Origin of the sequence: Mesorhizobium sp. M2A.F.Ca.ET.043.05.1.1, from assembly GCF_003952445.1 — a bacterium.
In the GTDB taxonomy this organism is placed as follows: Bacteria; Pseudomonadota; Alphaproteobacteria; order Rhizobiales; family Rhizobiaceae; genus Mesorhizobium.
Genome location: NZ_CP034446.1, coordinates 209,377 through 225,571 on the forward strand (window position 1 = coordinate 209,377; position 16,195 = coordinate 225,571).

The following is a 16,195-nucleotide window of genomic DNA, read 5'->3' on the forward strand; positions in this document are numbered from 1 at the left end:
GGCATGGGGGATTGCCGATGGTTCTATCACGCAGGGGTGTCGTGATCGGCGGCCTGGCGCTGGTCGCGGTCGGTGCAACCGGCAATATTGTTCAAGCCGCGACCGCGAAATCCTTTTTCGCCGGCACCTCCATCGACAACAATTTCGTCTATCGAAAGACCAACTTCGCCAAGATAGACAAGAGATGGCATCGCCAGATCGTCAAGTATTTCAGCAGCGAGCCGGTCGGCACCGTCGTGGTCGATACCCGCCACCACTTCCTCTACCTCATCATGGAAAACAAGACCGCCATCCGCTACGGCGTCGGCGTCGGCAAGGAAGGCTTCAAATGGTACGGTCGCGCGACGATCGAGCGCCGCGCGCTATGGCCGCAATGGGTCCCGCCGCCCGAAATGCGTAAGCGCAGGCCGGAACTGCCGGACATGATCGCAGGCGGCGCGTCCAACAATCCGCTCGGGCCACGCGCGCTCTATCTGTACCGCGACGGCGCCGACATCGGCTACCGCCTGCACGGTACGCTGGAGCCATGGAGCATCGGCACCGACGCTTCCAGCGGCTGCATCCGCATGTTCCCGGAAGACATAATCGACCTTTACCAGCGGTGCCCGATCGGCACCGCGGTGGAAGTACTGCCGCACATCGCCGACCAGGCGCCCGCTTCCACCTCTGTCGAATGATGGCGCCTCATGGACCGCATGATTGAAAACACGCGCCGGCTGCTCGCCGCCAGCCTGCTGGTGCTGACCGCATCCTGCTCGACCAGCAACACGCTGGCCCCTTCCACGCCCGACGTCACCAACGCCGAGATTGCCGCCTTCCAGAACGTGCAGCCGGGCAGCGAGGAGGATTTTATCCTTAATGTCGGCCGCCGCACCTATTTCACGAAAGGTTCGGCCGCGCTCGATTCTGTCGCCAAGACCACCCTCGACACCCAGATCGCCTGGTTAGCAAAGTATCCGCGCTGGCTGCTCAAGCTGCAGGGTTTCGCCGACGATCCCGGCGCAAACGAAACGGCGCTGTCGCAGCAGCGCGCCGATGCAGTGATGGGCTACCTCGCCGCCGGCGGCATAGACCGTAGTCGCATGTGGGCCAAGGGTTACGGCAAGGACAGGCTCGTCCGCAACTGTCCCGACACCGCCTGCAGGTCACAGAATCGCCGCGTCGTGTCTAATTTGCGCGATGAGAGGGACGAGCCGTAGAGGGGGACTTGTCTCAGGAGATCGAGCGGCTTTTCAACGCTATTGCCAAGGGCTATGGCGACCCAGCCGTACTGGGGACCTCAACAACGCTGAACGAAGAGCGCAAGAGCGTTTTGGCAGAGTTGGATCGGGTACCCGCTGCGACGGAGTGGTCGTGCTGCACCCTGCGGTGCTCGCCCGCTACGAGGGGCAACTGAACCAACTTCGGACCGGGCGTGCCAAGGGCATTGCTTCGTGGCGATTCCGGATGTGCAGGGGCAATGCGTGGCCTGATCGAAACCGTTACGGTGTTTCGAGATCCTCGAAAACCGGCGCGTTGAAGTCGAAATCGCTGGTCGGATGACGGCACTCTTGGGCAACAGCGCCTTCCCCACAGCGTCCAAGGAGTAGGGGGAAGATGGTAGCGGGAGAGGGACTTGAACCCCCGACCCCAGGATTATGATTCCCGTGCTCTAACCAACTGAGCTACCCCGCCAGGGTGGCAAATGGCCCGGAAAACCGTCCTAAATGGACGGGCGTCGCGAGGCGTTCGCCAAGGTCGCGCGGATATAAGGTTGGGAGGGTGAGCCTGTCAAGCTTGGATGATGCCGACATGCCGGCATAATCCAGCCCGTATAATCTCGTCCCAGAAAAGCTTTGCCGGACAGACGCTCAGGGCTGCGCCGGGGTTGAGTTCGGCGGGGCACGTCGCTATGTCTCGGCAATGAAATTCTAGAGTTTGAACGAATGAAGCCGCGCATCGCCGTCCTCGGTTGCGGATACTGGGGCAGCAACCATATCCGCACCCTCAAGGCGCTTGGCGCGCTGCACGTCGTTTCCGACGTCAACCGCGCTCGGGCCGAGGGTTTCGCCAGCGAGCAGGATTGTCTGGCGATCGAGCCGGACAGACTGTTCGAGAGAAACGATATCGACGCCATCGTCATGGCGCTGCCGCCGCAATTTCATGCCGACACCGCCGTTCGGGCCGTCGAAAGCGGCAAGGACGTGCTCGTGGAGAAGCCGATCGCGCTGACCGTCGCCGATGCGGAGCGCGCGGTGCAGGCGGCCAAGGACAAGGCCCGTGTCTTCATGGTCGGCCATGTGTTGCGCTTCCATCCTGCCTTCGAGACGCTGAAGGGGCTGATCGACAATGGCGAGCTCGGCGAGGTGCGCTACATCCATTCGCACCGGCTCGGCCTCGGCAAGTTCCACACCGAGAACGATGCGCTCTGGGACCTTGCGCCGCACGACCTGTCGATGATCCTCGCCATCACCGGCACCGAGCCGATCGAGGTGAGGGGCGAGGGCGCGGCGCTGCTCGACAATCTCAGCGACTTCGCGCATCTGCATATGCGCTTTCCGAACGGCCTGCGGAGCCATCTCTTCGCCTCGCGCCTCAATCCCTATCGCGAGCGGCGGCTGACGGTCGTCGGCACCAAGGCGATGGCGGTGTTCGACGACGTCGAGCCATGGGAGCGCAAGCTTGCCGTCTACCGCCACGCGGTCTGGCAGGACAGCGGCCAATGGGCGTTCACGGCCAACGAGCCTTCCTACGTGCCGGTCGGCGAGGGCATGCCGCTGACGCGCGAGCTTGCCCACTTCATGCAATGCATCCAGACGCGCGCCGAACCGCGCACCGACGGCGAGGAGGCGATCCGGGTGCTGCGCATCCTGACCGCCGGCACAGTCATACACACGGGCTCGTCGGTCTGAGATGTCCTGAAAGCAGCGACGATATAACTGAGAACTTACTCGGCTGGGATCTGCGCAGGCCTCGCGGCCAGCCTGGACAGCATGGCCTCGGCCTCGGCTCCGCGCTCGGAACGCTCGATGAAACCGCCGCCGAACACCCGAGCCTCGTTTCCATCGTCGGAATAGAGCACGCAGGCCTGCCCGGGCGCGATGCCGGACTCGCCGTCGGCCAGCTCGACTGAGGTCACGCCGGCGCGATGATGCAGCACGGCCGGACGCGGCGGCCTGGTCGAGCGGACTTTTGCGAAGAGCTCGATCCCGCCGGCCGGAACGTCGGACAGCGGGTTGTCGCCCAGCCAGTTCATGGCGCGCAAATAGATCTTGTGCGTCTCCAGCGCCTCGCGCGGGCCGACGATGACGCGCGCCCGGTCGGCATCCAGATGGACGACATAGAGCGGCTCGCCGGAGGCGATGCCGATGCCGCGGCGCTGACCGATCGTGTAGCGCAGGATGCCTTCATGGCGGCCGAGCACCCGGCCATCGATATGGACGATGTCGCCGGGGTTGGCGGCCGCGGGCTTCAGCTTGGCGATGATGTCGGAATACTTGCCCTGCGGCACGAAGCAGATGTCCTGGCTGTCCTGCTTGGCGGCGACGGTCAACCCCATCTCCTCGGCAATGGCCCGGACCTGCGGCTTGGAAAGACCGCCAAGGGGAAATCGCAGATAATCAATCTGCGCCTGCGTGGTGGCGAACAGGAAATAGCTCTGGTCTCGGTCGGCGTCGACCGGCCGGTAGAGCGCGCGGTGCGCGCCATTGGCGCGCGAACGGATATAGTGGCCGGTGGCCAAGGCGTCGGCGCCGAGATCCTGCGCGGTGGCCAGGAGGTCGGCGAACTTGACCGTCTGGTTGCACGATACGCAAGGGATCGGCGTCTCGCCGGCGACGTAGCTCTCGGCAAAGGGATCGATGACCGCCTTGCGGAAGCGCTCTTCATAGTCGAGCACGTAGTGCGGAATGCCGAGTGTCTCCGAGACGCGGCGGGCGTCGTCTATGTCCTGGCCGGCGCAGCACGAACCGGCGCGATGGGTGGCGGCGCCGTGATCGTAGAGCTGCAGCGTCACGCCGACGACGTCATATCCTTCGCGCTTCAGGATGCCCGCGACCACGGACGAATCGACACCGCCCGACATCGCGACGACGACGCGGGTTTCTTCTGGGCGGCGAGGGAGGTCGAGGCTGTTCATGGTGCTTTCACTGTGCGGCGCTCAATGCCAATGGCCGGAATATAGGTCAAGCGCCACGTCTGCGCCAGCTTGCGGCCCAGGACGAAATTACCGGCAATTTCAGGACCTGGAGGCCGGTGTTTCAAATTCTAAACGATATCCTAACCGGGCGTTCACGATCCTTACCTAGTGATTAGGGTTCGCTTAGGCAATTTTTAAAGCTGTGGCGGTACTGTGGCGGGGATTGGGTCTTTGAGTTTTTAGTAGAGAGTACGATGACCGATCTGGTTAGACCTAGAGTCAAGTATGTTATTGGGCCCGACGGCAGCCCTCTTACCATCGCCGATCTGCCGCCGACGAACACGCGGCGCTGGGTTATCCGGCGCAAGGCGGAAGTTGTCGCAGCGGTACGTGGCGGCCTGCTCAGCCTTGAGGAAGCCTGCCAGCGCTACAAGCTCACCACCGAAGAATTTCTATCCTGGCAGGCATCGATCGACGAATACGGCCTTGCCGGGCTGCGCACCACGCGTATCCAGCAATACCGGCACTAGGCTGGATAGACATTAACGAAAAGGGCGCGATGTTCCGCGCCCGTTTCGCTTTTGTAAAACCTCAGACCGTCAGCACAAGCTTGCCGATCGGCCGCGTGGCCAGAAAAGCATGAGCTGCTCCCGCCTGGTCGAGCGGGAAGGCCTTCGCCACATGGGGCGAGAGCTTGCTTGCATCCACCAGCCTGGCAAGCTCGACCAGGCCATCGCGGTCGGGCACCACGGACATGCGCTCGACGTGGATGCCGCGCGCGCCGGCCTTCGCCCTGGTGGCATCGTGAACATTGAGCAGCGAGACCAGAACGCCGCCGTCACGCAGAACTGCCAGCGATTGGTCGGCATGGTCGCCGCCGATCGGATCCAGAACCAGATCGACATTGCCGACTTTCCCCGCGAAATCATCCTTGGTGTAATCGATCACCTCGTCGGCGCCGAGCGCGCGGACGAAATCCGTTTTGCCCGGGCTGGCCGTGGCGATGACATAGGCGCCGCGCGCCTTGGCGATCTGCACCGCCAGATGGCCGACGCCACCGGCACCGGCATGGATCAGCGCGCGTTGGCCCGCCTGCAGGTGGCCGTGGCGGATGAGGCCCTGCCAGGCCGTCAAGCCGGCGAGCGGCAAGGCCGCGGCATGCGCGTGGTCGATGGCCGCAGCCTTCGCGGCCAACTCGTCCGCCGGCGCCGCGGCAAGCTCGGCATAGGCTCCAGCCTGCTTGGGAAAGCGCGGCATGCCGAACACCTCATCGCCGACCTTGAAGACGGTCACGCCGGCGCCGAGCGCGGCGACGGTTCCTGAAATATCCCAGCCGAGAATGAAGGGCGGCTCGCCGAGCAGTGGGTAGGAACCGCTGCGCACGGCGCCGTCGACCGGGTTGATGCCCGCCGCCTTGACGCGCACGAGCACCTCGCCGGGCTTGGGCGCGGGGTCTGGCTGCTCTGCGACGAAAAGGACCTCCGGTCCGCCGACGGAAGTTTGGATAACGGCACGCATGAACGCCTCCTGTTCAAGTGGATGTGCCGCTATCTTTTGGATACTAATAGCTGATTGTCGAGTATACACCTTTTTGATATATAGGTACCTTATGGATAGTGAGGACATTTCACCGCTCGGTTACGACGCATTCCGGCGCACCTGCCCGTCGCACACCGTGCTTGAGATGCTTGCCAGCAAGTGGGTCTATCTTACCGTCTGCGCGCTGCGGCGCGGCAGGCTGCGCAACGGCGAGCTGGCGCGCAAGATGGAAGGCATCACGCCCAAGATGCTGACCCAGACGCTGCGTGTGCTGGAGCGCGACGGTCTCGTGCGGCGCGAGGTGTTTCCCGTCATTCCGCCACGTGTAGAGTATGAACTCACGGAGCTTGGCCAGAACCTGGCGGGGCTGCTCAGCCAGATACGCTCATGGGCCGAAGAACATGCGCCGGAAATCAAGGAAGCCCGAGCGCGGGCATCGGCTGATCATGACGAGATGGCCGTGTCCTGAAGCAGGCGGCGAGGCTGATTCGACCGGCTGGCGGTGCTGAAGCTGCCGGCGGCATGCCTCCGGCTCGACATGTCTGCCGCAATGGCTGCAATATGCCGGCGATCAGCCGATCATGGCGCTGCGGCCGCCTATTTCGGCGTCGCGGATCTTGGTGTCGCGCGATTCCAGCATCTCCGCTTTGGAAAGCTCCGCTTCAGCTTCGCCGAGTAATGATTCGGCGGTGCTTCGCTGCTGGGCGAGGTCGCTTTGTGAATTCCTGAGGTTGTCGCGGCGAAGGCGGGCCGCTTTGGCGAAGGTCGGATAGGCGAAATGGTTGATGTCGGTGATGCCGGCTTTTTTCTCCTCGGCGATGATCTGCGCTTCCAGCTCGACGGCCATGCGTTCGAACTCGGCGATCATCATGTCCAGCTGCAAGAGCTGCCGCCGCTTCTCATTCACCTGAAATTGCTTCAGCCGAACGAGGTTTTCACGTGACTTCATGATTCGATACTCCGCAAACGCACACCTGCAATACCGTCCAGTCCGCCCGGAACGATCCAAGCCCCGCCCGTTTCCCCCGGCTTTCCCTGGGCTATAGGAAACAAAGCCCTAAAGATTTTCGCCGGCGGTAACCATTCGTTTACGGGCATTGTTAATCATACGGGCGAGGACTTAAGGCCGGGTAAAAATTCCGGCTCTCGGCGGAAGCCCGGGCCAGCGAGTCTCTGGAGTCACTTAGGCTGACTTTTTGATGTGGTGCATTAGCGGTTTGCGTCTGTGATTCGTTATTAGATTCAAGTGGGTGTAGAAAGGGGTTAAAAAATCTGGTATCGTGGATGACACGAAATTAGGATTTGTTAACCAGTCGGTGGCACCTTCTGTTCAGGCAATCACTGCTCCGGGTCCCGGACGGGTCGTGACACGGCCCGGCAGCAGAAAAGGGGAATGAAATGCGTGTTCTGCTGATTGAAGATGACAGTGCAACCGCACAGAGCATCGAATTGATGCTGAAATCGGAGAGCTTCAACGTCTATACGACCGATCTCGGCGAAGAAGGTGTCGACCTCGGCAAGCTCTACGATTACGACATCATCCTTCTGGATCTCAATCTTCCCGACATGTCGGGATACGAAGTCCTGCGCACGCTGCGCCTCTCCAAGGTCAAGACGCCGATCCTGATCCTGTCCGGCATGGCCGGCATCGAGGACAAAGTGCGCGGCCTGGGCTTCGGCGCCGACGATTATATGACCAAGCCCTTCCACAAGGACGAACTGGTGGCGCGCATCCACGCCATCGTGCGCCGCTCCAAGGGCCACGCCCAGTCGGTCATCACCACGGGCGATCTGGTGGTCAATCTCGACGCCAAGACGGTCGAGGTCGGCGGTCAGCGCGTGCACCTGACCGGCAAGGAATATCAGATGCTGGAGCTGCTCTCGCTGCGCAAGGGCACCACGCTCACCAAGGAAATGTTCCTCAACCATCTCTACGGCGGCATGGACGAGCCGGAGCTGAAGATCATCGACGTCTTCATCTGCAAGTTGCGCAAGAAGCTGGACGCGGCGTCCGGCGGCCAGAACTACATCGAGACGGTGTGGGGCCGCGGCTATGTGCTGCGCGAACCGGAAGACATCCGCGTCAGCGCGTAAGCGATCCAAACGGTTTGAAGCAAAAACCCGGCTCAGGCCGGGTTTTTTGTTGCACCGCTCCCTGCGAATCAGGCGGCGATCTTCAGGAAACGGAAGCTTTCGAGCAGTTGCGCGCGGTTGAAGGGCTTCAGGAGATAACCTTGAGCGCCGGCGCGCTTGGCGCGCATGATCGCGGCCACATCGACCTCGACCAGCGAGACCAGGATCTGGGGCTTGATGGGAGCTTCCATAGCGCGGATGCGGCGAATAAGGTCCACCGCCTGGACGTCGGTCAGCCCGCCGTCGATGACAATGACGTCCGGCATGCCGTCGGCGCAGATTTCGGTAGCCTCGACCCCGGTCGACGCCTCGACAACAATGATGTCCGAGCCGCCAAGAATACGTTTAGCGACCTTCCTGATGACGCTCGAATCATCGACGAAAAGGCAGCGCTTCATGTCCGGATCCTCTTTGCCATCTGCCGAACCGGCAGCCTCCGGGTAACCGATGAGCACCATAGGCCAATCTGGTAAAGAAGCTGAAAAGCCGTTAGGTAAAGTTTTTCCAAACAGGCGCATCGCGCGGTTTTTGGCCACGACGCTGTTACATGGATCGCGGCCGGCATTGCTCGATCTGCATTGCCAATACAAATATTAGCAATAAAAGATACTTGTAGTTCTTAAAGCGCGCGTCGCGCTGAGCCGGATTCAGGCGACGCTTCAGGTCTTTGTTTGATGCATCTCGTTGTCCCCAGAACCGCTCACACTTCTGGGAGACATGCTTTAGGCAGCCGTCAGCACGATCTCTTCGGGGGTCGCGTGGATCGAGATCGTCATGTTGGCCTCGCGCGCCAGGAGCAGCGTGTAGTAAGGCTGGACCGAGTGGGCGTCGATCGGCTCCTCCGGCTTATGCCCGGAATGCAGTTCGAGGAATTTCGGCGGCACGCGCAGCATCGGTCCACTGGCCGACAGCGAAAAGCGCGGTTCGGTTTCGAGATTTTCCAGCGTGATCACCAGCTTGCCGCCGCGGGGGATCGCCGCATGGGCGACAAGAATGAGGTTGAGCAGCAGCTTGACCTTGTTCTTGGGCAGCAGCGCGCGCGAGCCGTTCCACACAAGTTCCGGTTTTTCGTTCTTCAAGAAGGCGATGGCCACGGCCTCGGCATCACCGGTGTCGATCATCATGCCGGCGGAACCTGCGGCGCCGAAGGCGATGCGGGCAAACTGCAGCCGCGCCGAGGCGTTTTTGGCGCTCTGGCGAATGAGCTTCATGGCGTCTTCGTCGGCGCCGCCTTCGTCGAGCAGCTCCAGGCCATTGTTGATCGCGCCGACCGGCGAAATGATGTCGTGGCAGACGCGGCTGCAAAGCAGCGCCGCGAGATCGGGCGCGGAAAGAGTGAAGAGCTCGGCCATCGGTGAAATCCCTGCTTCAAGTCACTTGTTCATGGCCGAGCGACCGTTTTCGCGCCCGCCTACACGAATCACGCGCCTTTCCAAGGCTTTCTGAATACACAGCGCCTGAGCGCGCAGCAACAAATCCAAATTGCTGAGCCTGAAAATGGTGCGTTCACGGGGGGAAAACCGGTGGTCGGGGCCAAAGCTCAGCCTTCGAACCGCCATCTTCGTGTCGGAGCTTAATGGTTGAAAAAGGATTACGGCATAGTTTGCCCGTGATAGCCACCCTGAACGGCCGCCAAGAGCCGCAAGGGTGCGAGGCGTCGGCGAAAGTGCTCCCTGACGGAGATTGGAAGCATGTTTTCCCGATACTACGACCGGACATTCGTCCGTGTCCTCACCATGACCATCACACTCCTGGGGCTTTGGTCCTTTCGACCGCGGCATCGCGGGCTCAACAGTACACCGCTCAGGAAATCATCGATTCCGGTCATAAATTCTTCGGCGAGACATCCGGTGGCTTGGCCACGGTCGTCGAGAAGATATTCGCGTCCTACGGCCTGCCGAACGGCTACCTGCTGGGCGAGGAGGGATCAGGGGCCCTCATCGGCGGCCTGACCTATGGCGAGGGGACGCTCTACACCAAGAACGCCGGCGACCATAAGGTATTCTGGCAAGGGCCGTCGCTCGGCTGGGATTTCGGCGGCGAGGGCTCCCGGGTGATGATGCTGGTTTACAACCTCGACGACATCAGCAGCCTCTACAACCGCTTCGGCGGCGTTGCGGGCTCCGCCTATGTGATTGCGGGCGTCGGCTTCAACGTGCTGCAGAGCAATCGGGTGCTGCTGGTGCCGATCCGCACCGGCGTCGGCGCCCGCCTCGGGGTCAATCTCGGCTATCTGAAGCTCACCGAAAGGCCGACCTGGAACCCGTTCTGATCGGGTTCTGCCCGTTACAATCGCTCGGACCGTGCTGATCACGCCGCGGCAAGCTCTTGCCGCGGCGTTGAATTTCCGCCATGCCAAGGTGGCACAATCCAGCGATTGCCGCTCCGCAAAGTGGATAGCTCGCCTTGGTCCAGTCGGTTCTGTTCTTCGCACTCGGTTTCCTGAGCGCCGTTTTCCTGGTGTCGCTGATCGCGCCGGCGGTCTGGCGGCGGGCCGTCGTGCTGACGCGCAGACGCCTGGAGGCGTCGCTGCCGCTGACGCAAGCCGAGATCCAGGCGGACAAGGACCGGGTCCGGGCGGAATATGCAATGACGACGCGCCGGCTGGAGATAACCGTCAAGAACCTGCAGGAGAAGGTGGCCGAGCAGCTGGTGGAGATCGCTCGCGGGCACGAGGCCCTGAAGGGGCTCGCGGTCGAAAAGAAGGACAAGAACCAGGCGCTCTCCGATTTGCAGGCCAAAAATGCGGAGCTCAAGCAGCGCGAGGAAGATTTGCACCGCCTGTCGGAAAAGCTTGCGCAGGCCGAGCGGGCGTTGGAGAAGCGCGCGCTGGAGCTGCAGAAGCTCGAGCAGATGTATGATGACGCCAGTTTCTCGTCCTCGAACCGCCAGATCGAGCTGGTTGCCCGCGAATCCGAGCTGGAAAAGCTCGCCAGCGACATCGCGTTGCTCAAGAGCCAGCGCAAGGAGGCGGACCGCCACAGCCAGGAAATCGCATCGGAAAGCAAGGCTGCGCGCGAAGCGTTGAAGGCCGAGAAGAAGAAAACGGCCGAGCTCGAGAAGAAGGTGGAGCGACTGCTCGCCACGCTCGCCGACCGTGAGGAGAAGCTCGACCGGCGCGAGAAGGACCTTGCTCGAATGCGCGAACGTTCGAAGGAGATCGCCGTGGCAAACGGCGTCGCGCGGCTGACCGCCGGGCCGGATGCGAAAAGCGACGATGTCGACAACGCGATCGCCAAGCTCGAGGCCGACCGGGAACGGCTGGAGGCAAGGCTGACGGCGCTGGCGCGTGAGAACAAGCGGCTGAAAAGCGATCTCGCCGACTCGGGGACGGCAGTGCCGGAATCGGCGGGCGACGCACGCTCCGGCGCCGGCCTTCGCGAACAGATGAACGAGCTGGCGGCCGAGGTCGTCAATCTGACGATGAAGCTCGAAGGGCCGGATTCCCCTATCGCCAAGGCCCTGGCGAGTGACGGGCAGCAGAATGGGCGCGGCATCAGCCTTGCCGACCGCGTGAGGGCGTTGCAGAAGTCCGGCTCGTCCAACTGAAGAGACGATCGCGGGGCGCCCTCGGATCGTTCCGCGGACTGCTACCGGTTTGAAAAGTGATGTAAGGCGACGGCCGAAGCTGCCGCGACGTTCAGGCTGTCGAAGTCTTCCGCCATGGCGATCCTTACCGTGTGCAGTCTGGCAAGCAGCTCTTGTGGCAGGCCTTCGCCTTCAGTGCCGAGATAGAGCGCCAGCCTCGATGGCCGCTCCGCATCGCGGATGTCGGTTGCGCCACGCGGCGAGAGCGCGAATTGGCTGAAGCCAAGCCGGTCGAGCGTCGCGGTGAAGGCTGCGGTATCGTTGAAGGACGCGAAGGGAACCTTCAGCGCCGCGCCGACGGAAACGCGGATCGCCTTGCGGTAAAGCGGATCGCAGCAGGTCCGGTCCAGCAGCACCGCGTCCGCGCCGAAGGCTGCGGCATTGCGGAAGATCGCCCCCATATTGTCGTGATTGGAGATGCCGACCAGGACGACGGCCAAGGCTTGCCGAGGCAAGTCTTGCACCAGAAGTTCGGCGGGCGCCGCATCGCCGCGCATGCCGATCGCCAGGACGCCGCGATGCATGTGGAAGCCGGCGATCCGGTCCATGACCTCGCCGGCCGCGACATAGACCGGGAAATCCGAAGGCGCCTTGTGCAGGATCGCCTGCAGGCCCGCCAGCCGGTTTTCGAGGATAAGAGCCGACTCGGCAGTGAAGCGCCCTGTCGACAGCAAGAGGTCCAGCACCACCTTGCCTTCGGCGACGAAGCGGCCCTGCCTACCGACGAGGTCGCGCTCGCGAATGTGGAGATAGGCGGCGACGCGCGGATCTCCAGGATCGTCGATCGGGATGATGTTCATACAGGACCTCGCCGAGGATGGTCAGCGAGGTAATGAGCCACTGGCGCTGCGGGTCAAGCCCCGGCGCGACGCAACCGATAGGCCATCTGCGAAAGATCGCCGTCGCCGAAAATGCCTTCCAGCATACGCAGCAATTCGCGCACCGCTTCGGATTTGCAGGAATAGTAGATCATCTGGCGGTCGCGCCGGGTCTCGACGAGATCGAGCGCCCTCAGCTTGGCGAGATGCTGCGACAGCGCGGACTGGCTGAGTTGCACCTTTTCGGCGATGGCGCCGACCGACATTTCGTCGTCGATCAGATGGGCCACGATCAGCAAACGCTTTTCGTTACCCATGAGAGTGAGAAAGGCGGCGGCCGATTCCGCATTGGCCATTAGTTTGTTTGAGATCATAGATCCCCCAAGGGTCCTGGCTCATCCTGGCGCCAGGGGGCAATGGCGCCTGATTCCACAATGTTCAGATGTCGATAGGCGCTGAATCAGCGCCACAACAAAGGTAGATCATTTCGTTTAAATCTCAAGCGTTGCTTTCGCTGGCGCGCGATCAACTATCGCTCTTGCTCTGCCGCGCGTCCCGTCTTCGCCATCTCGACGAGCACCGAACGCAATTCGCGCGCGGCTTGCAAAGGCTGGGGAAAGAAGATCCTGCAGGTTGCGTCCGGGGCGGCGAGATCCATGCCGTCGGCATCGAAGCCGGTAGCCATCCAGCCGTCGCCCGCGGCGCCGCCGAAGTGACGAGCATAAAGGGCAATCGCGTCGCGATGATCGGCATTCATGTGATCGAGTGCTGCCTGCTCGCTGCCGGCCAGTTCCTCCGCAAGGGCGCTGCCGGTGATGAAATCATCGCGCTCGAGAAGATAGGCCTTGCCGAAGCCGCCATTCAGGCTGGCGCGGCCAGGCTCGAGCCGGAAGAACGAGAAATCGCCGAGCCCGGCATAAAGCTTGGCCTTCGGATTGCGATTGAGGTAGCGGCGTTCGGCTCGGATCTGGTCGGCCGATCCCCGCTCCAGCCGCACGGCCCGGCAGGCCAGGCTGATGCGCGGATGCGCCAGTGGATCGCCCTTTCCGGGTTCGCCAAGCAGCAGCGAGCAGCGCGGATCGGCGACAAGCGCACCGGTGTGCGCGGACAGCATCGAGACCAGGATCAGCGGCGCGCCGTCGATGTCGGTGGCGACGCCGACCCGGCTCGCCAGCGGCGAGCCGGTGCCGGGCTCGATAACCGCGAGCGCACCGAAACGCGCCGACCGGATCAGGGTTTTCGCCAGCCTGATCGCTTCGGCGTCGGTCTCGCGAATGACATCTTTTTTGGTCACAAGCTCACCCGAGATAAGTTGATTTCTATTCTCCGGTTATCGGCCGAGTACACCCGCCTTTGCAAGGGCCGCGATTTCCTCCTGGCTCAAGCCAAGACGGGTCAATATCCTTGCGCTCTCGCGATCGGCGGCGGCCGGTGCTGCCGCAGCCGCTGCCGGGTCCTGCGAGAAACGCGGCGCCGGCGCGGGGCGCTCGAACCCGCCAGACGTCACAAAGCTTTGCCTGGCGCGATTGTGCGGGTGGTTCCTGGCTTCGATCAGCGACAGCACGGGCGCGACACACGCATCGGACGCAGCGAAAAGCTCGGCCCACTCGTCGCGCGTTTTCTCCCTGACCCGCTCGGCAATGGCGGCGCGCATCGTGGGCCACGACGATTTGTCATATTGGCTGCCGACAAAATGCGCGGCGAGCGGCAGCAGCTTGGCGAATTCGCCGAAGAAACGCGGTTCGAGGCAGCCGACGGCAATGTGCCTTGCGTCCGCCGTCTCATAGGTGTCGTAAAACGGTGCGCCGGAATCGAGCAGGTTCTCGCCGCGCCTGTCGCTCCACAGGCCCGCCGCCATGTAAGCGTGGATCGGCGCGGCGAGCATTGAGGCCCCCTCGATCATCGAAGCGTCGACCACCTGACCCTTTCCGGTCAGCGAACGCTGGAAAAGGGCGGCGAGCGCGCCGGCGATCAGCATCATCGCGCCGCCGCCTTGATCCGCGACGAGATTGAGCGGCGGCACCGGCGGCGTGTCCTTCCTGCCGATCGCGTGTAGCAGGCCCGCATAAGCGAGATAGGTGATGTCGTGCCCGGCTCGCCCGGACAGTGGCCCGTCCTGGCCGAAACCGGTCAGGCGGCCATAGATCAGCGCCGGATTGTGTTGGAGCAGGATATCGGGCCCTAGGCCGAGACGCTCCATCACACCGGGGCGGAATCCTTCGACAAGCAAGTCGGCCCATGCCGCGAGCCGAAGCAACAGCTCCGTGCCCGCCGGACGCTTGAGATCGAGCCTGAGGATGGAACGGCCGTGGCGGTCGAGGTCGTATTCTTCCGGCAGGTTCAGAAGCGGCTGGCCGGCATCGGCGCGTTCGATTCGCAGCACGTCGGCGCCCATCTCGGCCAGCATCATGGCGGCAAGCGGCACCGGGCCGAGCCCGGCCATCTCGATGACTTTCAGACCGGCAAGCGGGCCTGTCCTTTCGGTGGAAACACCGGCACCTGTCGGCGATCCGGTCATCCCGCTATTTCGGCGCCATGCGGATTGCGCCATCGAGGCGGATGGTCTCGCCGTTCAGCATCTGGTTCTCGATGATGTGGAGGGCAAGGGCGGCATATTCCGCCGGCTCGCCCAGCCGCGGCGGGAAGGGCACGGCGGCGCCGAGTGAATCCTGCACGTCCTGCGGCATGCCGGCCATCATCGGCGTCTTGAAGATGCCGGGCGCGATGGTGCAGACGCGAATGCCGGAGCGCGCCAGATCGCGCGCGACCGGCAGCGTCATGCCGACGACGCCGCTCTTGGAAGCGGAATAGGCGGCTTGCCCGATCTGGCCGTCATAGGCGGCAACGGAGGCGGTGTTGACGATGACGCCGCGCTCGCCCCCGGCAAGCGGATCGAGCTTCGCCGCCCGATCGGCAACGAGGCGGATCATGTTGAACGTGCCGATCAGGTTGATCTCGATAACCTTGCGGTACTGGTCGAGCGGATGCGGTCCGTCCTTGCCGATCGTCTTCACACCGATGGCAATGCCGGCGCAATTGACCAGGATGCGCGGTTCACCGAGCTTTGCAGCCACTTCGGCGATCGCGACCGTGGCGCTGTCGCCGCTAGAGACGTCGCATTGGACGGCAATGCCGCCGATGTCGGCCGCGACCTTCGCCGCGCGCTCGATGCCGACATCGAGGATGGCGACGCGGGCGCCCTTGTCGGCAAGCGCGCGCGCCGTCGCCTCTCCCAGCCCGGATCCTCCGCCGGTGACGATCGCGATCTGGCCGTTCGGGTTCATGCAAGCCTCCCAGGATTCCGGATTATGCTACGAGGCGCGCAGGGGAGGCGCAACCGCAATGGCCGGCTCGATCGAAAGCGACGCGCTTGCTGCCGGACGGGCCAGGGCCGGGGCAAACTCCGCGACCCTTGCCATGTTGGCGTGGCAGACATCACCGGCAAAGCGGGCGACGGCGCCCGGCTTGATCTCGTGATGCAGCAGCCGGTCGAGATCGACCGGGCGCGGCATGGCGATCTGCCCGCGCGGGAAGCGCTTGAAGCCGAGCGGCCCATAATACGGCTCGTCGCCGACCAGGATGACGGCAGGCGCACCGGCCTTCCTGGCCGCTTCCAGCGCGATCGCGACCAGCTTGCGGCCGATGCCGAGATTCTTGAAGGCGGGGCGCACCGCAAGCGGGCCGAGCATCATGGCGCGTCCCGCGCCCGCGGCCACGCGCGTCATGCGCACCGACGCGATGACCGCGTCGTCCTTGACGGCGACATAGGACATCGAGCGGTCATGCCCGCCCGACTCGCGGATCTTGTAGGCGGCAAGCACGAAGCGGCCCGGGCCGAAGGCCTCGTCGTTGATGGCTTCGATTTCAGCATCATGGGCCGGGGTTTCCGGCAGGTATTTCACGTCGGCAAGGCTCATGGTCTTTGCGTTCCGGTATGCGAGGAAGGTTTGCTGCAAGCGGCAGCGTTCGCCAGTCAGCGCTTTGTTAAGCGCGGGCGCCC

18 protein-coding genes, 1 tRNA gene and 1 pseudogene are annotated in these 16,195 nt (G+C 63.1%); 8 read left to right on the forward strand and 12 right to left on the reverse strand.

Features of this window, described 5'->3' with window-relative positions:
- The first annotated feature begins 17 nt into the window (after positions 1 to 17).
- Both EJ069_RS00950 and EJ069_RS00955 read left to right on the forward strand, forming a co-directional pair.
- Positions 18 to 677: a L,D-transpeptidase gene (locus EJ069_RS00950; RefSeq protein WP_126059670.1), complete on the forward strand. Its 660-nt coding sequence runs from the start codon at positions 18 to 20 to the stop codon at positions 675 to 677.
- Positions 678 to 686: 9 nt separating this feature from the next.
- Positions 687 to 1,199 carry an OmpA family protein gene (locus EJ069_RS00955; protein WP_126059671.1) on the forward strand — a complete coding sequence of 171 codons (513 nt, stop codon included), beginning with the start codon at positions 687 to 689 and terminating at the stop codon, positions 1,197 to 1,199.
- 398 nt (positions 1,200 to 1,597) lie between these two features.
- Here the strand turns inward: EJ069_RS00955 and EJ069_RS00960 are convergent.
- A tRNA-Met gene (locus tag EJ069_RS00960) sits at positions 1,598 to 1,674 on the reverse strand.
- Between the two features lie 251 nt (positions 1,675 to 1,925).
- On the opposite strand from EJ069_RS00960, the gene EJ069_RS00965 reads away from it, so the two are divergent.
- A complete protein-coding gene (locus EJ069_RS00965; protein WP_126059672.1) occupies positions 1,926 to 2,891 on the forward strand; it encodes a Gfo/Idh/MocA family oxidoreductase in 966 nt (321 codons plus the stop codon).
- Between the two features lie 35 nt (positions 2,892 to 2,926).
- On the opposite strand, the gene mnmA is transcribed toward EJ069_RS00965, so the two are convergent.
- Complete coding sequence (gene mnmA, locus EJ069_RS00970; protein ID WP_126059673.1) at positions 2,927 to 4,117, reverse strand: tRNA 2-thiouridine(34) synthase MnmA; 1,191 nt, start codon at positions 4,115 to 4,117, stop codon at positions 2,927 to 2,929.
- A 254-nt stretch (positions 4,118 to 4,371) separates the two neighbouring features.
- On the opposite strand from mnmA, the gene EJ069_RS00975 reads away from it, so the two are divergent.
- On the forward strand, positions 4,372 to 4,647 hold the full coding sequence (locus EJ069_RS00975) for a DUF1153 domain-containing protein (RefSeq protein WP_006203587.1): 276 nt from the start codon (positions 4,372 to 4,374) through the stop codon (positions 4,645 to 4,647).
- A gap of 61 nt (positions 4,648 to 4,708) precedes the next feature.
- Here EJ069_RS00975 and EJ069_RS00980 read toward each other — a convergent pair whose 3' ends face one another.
- Positions 4,709 to 5,635 carry an NADP-dependent oxidoreductase gene (locus tag EJ069_RS00980; RefSeq protein ID WP_126059674.1) on the reverse strand — a complete coding sequence of 309 codons (927 nt, stop codon included), beginning with the start codon at positions 5,633 to 5,635 and terminating at the stop codon, positions 4,709 to 4,711.
- 91 nt (positions 5,636 to 5,726) lie between these two features.
- On the opposite strand from EJ069_RS00980, the gene EJ069_RS00985 reads away from it, so the two are divergent.
- Entirely contained in the window at positions 5,727 to 6,125 is a 399-nt protein-coding gene (locus tag EJ069_RS00985; protein WP_126059675.1) for a helix-turn-helix domain-containing protein, read from the forward strand.
- Between the two features lie 102 nt (positions 6,126 to 6,227).
- On the opposite strand, the gene EJ069_RS00990 is transcribed toward EJ069_RS00985, so the two are convergent.
- The gene (locus tag EJ069_RS00990; protein WP_126064596.1) at positions 6,228 to 6,605 is read right to left on the reverse strand and encodes a flagellar export protein FliJ; all 378 of its coding nucleotides are present in this window, start codon (positions 6,603 to 6,605) and stop codon (positions 6,228 to 6,230) included.
- Positions 6,606 to 7,054: 449 nt separating this feature from the next.
- Between EJ069_RS00990 and ctrA the strand changes: the two genes are divergently transcribed.
- The gene (ctrA, locus tag EJ069_RS00995) at positions 7,055 to 7,750 is read left to right on the forward strand and encodes a cell cycle two-component system response regulator CtrA (protein WP_006203583.1); all 696 of its coding nucleotides are present in this window, start codon (positions 7,055 to 7,057) and stop codon (positions 7,748 to 7,750) included.
- A gap of 68 nt (positions 7,751 to 7,818) precedes the next feature.
- On the opposite strand, the gene EJ069_RS01000 is transcribed toward ctrA, so the two are convergent.
- Together EJ069_RS01000 and EJ069_RS01005 are read right to left on the reverse strand one after the other, a co-directional pair.
- Positions 7,819 to 8,187, reverse strand: coding sequence for a response regulator (locus EJ069_RS01000; RefSeq protein ID WP_126064597.1), 369 nt, complete (start codon positions 8,185 to 8,187; stop codon positions 7,819 to 7,821).
- A 324-nt stretch (positions 8,188 to 8,511) separates the two neighbouring features.
- A complete protein-coding gene (locus EJ069_RS01005) occupies positions 8,512 to 9,141 on the reverse strand; it encodes a histidine phosphotransferase family protein (RefSeq protein ID WP_042640350.1) in 630 nt (209 codons plus the stop codon).
- A 384-nt stretch (positions 9,142 to 9,525) separates the two neighbouring features.
- Here EJ069_RS01005 and EJ069_RS01010 point away from each other — a divergent pair.
- Together EJ069_RS01010 and EJ069_RS01015 are read left to right on the forward strand one after the other, a co-directional pair.
- Positions 9,526 to 10,061 (forward strand): annotated as a pseudogene (locus EJ069_RS01010) (EipA family protein).
- 134 nt (positions 10,062 to 10,195) lie between these two features.
- A complete protein-coding gene (locus EJ069_RS01015; protein ID WP_126059676.1) occupies positions 10,196 to 11,338 on the forward strand; it encodes a hypothetical protein in 1,143 nt (380 codons plus the stop codon).
- A gap of 41 nt (positions 11,339 to 11,379) precedes the next feature.
- On the opposite strand, the gene EJ069_RS01020 is transcribed toward EJ069_RS01015, so the two are convergent.
- The 6 genes from EJ069_RS01020 to EJ069_RS01045 form a co-directional block, all read right to left on the reverse strand.
- Complete coding sequence (locus tag EJ069_RS01020; protein ID WP_126059677.1) at positions 11,380 to 12,177, reverse strand: RNA methyltransferase; 798 nt, start codon at positions 12,175 to 12,177, stop codon at positions 11,380 to 11,382.
- A 53-nt stretch (positions 12,178 to 12,230) separates the two neighbouring features.
- Entirely contained in the window at positions 12,231 to 12,569 is a 339-nt protein-coding gene (locus tag EJ069_RS01025) for a metalloregulator ArsR/SmtB family transcription factor (protein ID WP_126059678.1), read from the reverse strand.
- A gap of 155 nt (positions 12,570 to 12,724) precedes the next feature.
- Positions 12,725 to 13,489, reverse strand: coding sequence for a HugZ family protein (locus tag EJ069_RS01030; protein ID WP_126059679.1), 765 nt, complete (start codon positions 13,487 to 13,489; stop codon positions 12,725 to 12,727).
- Between the two features lie 36 nt (positions 13,490 to 13,525).
- On the reverse strand, positions 13,526 to 14,713 hold the full coding sequence (locus EJ069_RS01035; RefSeq protein WP_126059680.1) for a CaiB/BaiF CoA-transferase family protein: 1,188 nt from the start codon (positions 14,711 to 14,713) through the stop codon (positions 13,526 to 13,528).
- Positions 14,714 to 14,717: 4 nt separating this feature from the next.
- The gene (locus tag EJ069_RS01040) at positions 14,718 to 15,479 is read right to left on the reverse strand and encodes a 3-hydroxyacyl-CoA dehydrogenase (RefSeq protein WP_126059681.1); all 762 of its coding nucleotides are present in this window, start codon (positions 15,477 to 15,479) and stop codon (positions 14,718 to 14,720) included.
- Between the two features lie 27 nt (positions 15,480 to 15,506).
- Positions 15,507 to 16,112, reverse strand: coding sequence for an N-acetyltransferase (locus EJ069_RS01045; RefSeq protein ID WP_126059682.1), 606 nt, complete (start codon positions 16,110 to 16,112; stop codon positions 15,507 to 15,509).
- Between the last annotated feature and the right edge of the window lie 83 nt (positions 16,113 to 16,195).

Excerpts from the sequence above, each read along its gene's own strand:
- EJ069_RS01000 (WP_126064597.1), bottom strand. The coding sequence starts at position 8,187 with ATGAAGCGCTGCCTTTTCGTCGATGATTCGAGCGTCATCAGGAAGGTC.
- EJ069_RS00955 (WP_126059671.1), top strand. The coding sequence starts at position 687 with ATGGACCGCATGATTGAAAACACGCGCCGGCTGCTCGCCGCCAGCCTG.
- EJ069_RS01035 (WP_126059680.1), bottom strand. The coding sequence starts at position 14,713 with ATGACCGGATCGCCGACAGGTGCCGGTGTTTCCACCGAAAGGACAGGC.
- EJ069_RS00990 (WP_126064596.1), bottom strand. The coding sequence starts at position 6,605 with ATGAAGTCACGTGAAAACCTCGTTCGGCTGAAGCAATTTCAGGTGAAT.
- EJ069_RS00980 (WP_126059674.1), bottom strand. The coding sequence starts at position 5,635 with ATGCGTGCCGTTATCCAAACTTCCGTCGGCGGACCGGAGGTCCTTTTC.
- EJ069_RS00965 (WP_126059672.1), top strand. The coding sequence starts at position 1,926 with ATGAAGCCGCGCATCGCCGTCCTCGGTTGCGGATACTGGGGCAGCAAC.
- EJ069_RS01040 (WP_126059681.1), bottom strand. The coding sequence starts at position 15,479 with ATGAACCCGAACGGCCAGATCGCGATCGTCACCGGCGGAGGATCCGGG.
- EJ069_RS00975 (WP_006203587.1), top strand. The coding sequence starts at position 4,372 with ATGACCGATCTGGTTAGACCTAGAGTCAAGTATGTTATTGGGCCCGAC.
- ctrA (WP_006203583.1), top strand. The coding sequence starts at position 7,055 with ATGCGTGTTCTGCTGATTGAAGATGACAGTGCAACCGCACAGAGCATC.
- EJ069_RS01045 (WP_126059682.1), bottom strand. The coding sequence starts at position 16,112 with ATGAGCCTTGCCGACGTGAAATACCTGCCGGAAACCCCGGCCCATGAT.
- mnmA (WP_126059673.1), bottom strand. The coding sequence starts at position 4,117 with ATGAACAGCCTCGACCTCCCTCGCCGCCCAGAAGAAACCCGCGTCGTC.
- EJ069_RS00985 (WP_126059675.1), top strand. The coding sequence starts at position 5,727 with ATGGATAGTGAGGACATTTCACCGCTCGGTTACGACGCATTCCGGCGC.
- EJ069_RS01020 (WP_126059677.1), bottom strand. The coding sequence starts at position 12,177 with ATGAACATCATCCCGATCGACGATCCTGGAGATCCGCGCGTCGCCGCC.
- EJ069_RS00950 (WP_126059670.1), top strand. The coding sequence starts at position 18 with ATGGTTCTATCACGCAGGGGTGTCGTGATCGGCGGCCTGGCGCTGGTC.
- EJ069_RS01005 (WP_042640350.1), bottom strand. The coding sequence starts at position 9,141 with ATGGCCGAGCTCTTCACTCTTTCCGCGCCCGATCTCGCGGCGCTGCTT.
- EJ069_RS01025 (WP_126059678.1), bottom strand. The coding sequence starts at position 12,569 with ATGATCTCAAACAAACTAATGGCCAATGCGGAATCGGCCGCCGCCTTT.